This is a genomic window from Salinivibrio sp. AR640, from assembly GCF_001995405.1.
Lineage (GTDB): Bacteria > Pseudomonadota > Gammaproteobacteria > Enterobacterales > Vibrionaceae > Salinivibrio > Salinivibrio costicola.
In genome coordinates this window covers 86805-87861 of record NZ_MUFD01000011.1, presented here as the reverse complement: position 1 = coordinate 87861, position 1057 = coordinate 86805, and the positions used below count along the sequence as shown (strand labels likewise).

At 34.1% G+C, this 1057-nt stretch carries 2 protein-coding genes; both read right to left on the bottom strand.

Annotated elements, in window-relative coordinates:
* On the bottom strand, positions 1-308 hold a 308-nt coding region (locus BZG75_RS15210; protein WP_199878869.1), incomplete at its 3' end, for a hypothetical protein.
* Positions 309-328: 20 nt separating this feature from the next.
* A partial coding sequence (locus BZG75_RS07730) for an FkbM family methyltransferase (RefSeq protein WP_077576636.1) occupies positions 329-1057 on the bottom strand: 729 nt, incomplete at its 5' end.

Sequence of the window (1057 nt, the reverse complement as noted above, 5' to 3'; positions counted from 1 at the left end):
AATACACACTCCGCACTGATATCTATATCAATGTTAAAAAAGTACAGTACTGCTCCCAAAAATATGGATGTAAAAGAAAGAAAAATCACACCTATATTGATTGCTGACGATAAGAATTTTTCTTTGTCTAAGTATTCCTCGTAATAATACCTTCCTGAGGAAGCCTGTATATTTAAAGTCATAATGACTGATGATAATGATAGGTAAGTAAGAAAWATTATGTAACGACCAAACTCTTCCGGTGTAAGAATTGTCGTATAAACTGGTAAGGAAACGATACCTACAACCTTCACGATGGTATCGCCCATAAAGTACTTAACTATATTCTTCAAGACTTAAACCAATGTGTATACAAACACTTTCTAAATACTGGTTGGAATAGCTGTTCATATTGTTCTTGGATAAGTAGATTGGTGTAATTGTCAAATGTTCTATTGAAATAAATAGTCCCATCACTAAATTTACCAACTCCCCCGAACTTTGATAGATAATTCGGGATATCATACTCATCATTAGATCTGTGGTATGTAGCAATTTGTACAATTCGCACACTGCCATTTGTTAAGATATCTTTGGCTCCCTGTAACAACTGCATTTCATGCCCTTCTATATCCGCCTTTATAATAGTAGGTAATGGTAAGGAAAATTTGCGAATTAAATCCTTTAGGGTCGCGAACTGATACTCCTGACCGAAAATTAGCTTTTGTCCTGTAAAGTTTGATACACCAAACGGTATAATAATAACTTTCCCACTTGAGATCTCTTTTATAAATGTTTTGTTTAGGCAATTGATCTGTTTGGGATCTGGTTCAAAGACTACTATTTTCTTTGCTTTCTTTGACCAAACTTTTGACTGGTACCCTTCAGCAGCTCCAACATCATAAATGACATCGTTTGAATGAACTTCATCGATACTCAGATATTGATGTGGAGAACTATTCGAGAGATCATAGCTTTGCTCATTTAATATAGAAGAAAGCATTATTCGAACTCTTTCTTTCTCTAAGTTACTATCGTAGTATATTTCAATATCTTTGTATTTAGCTAACCAAAGACC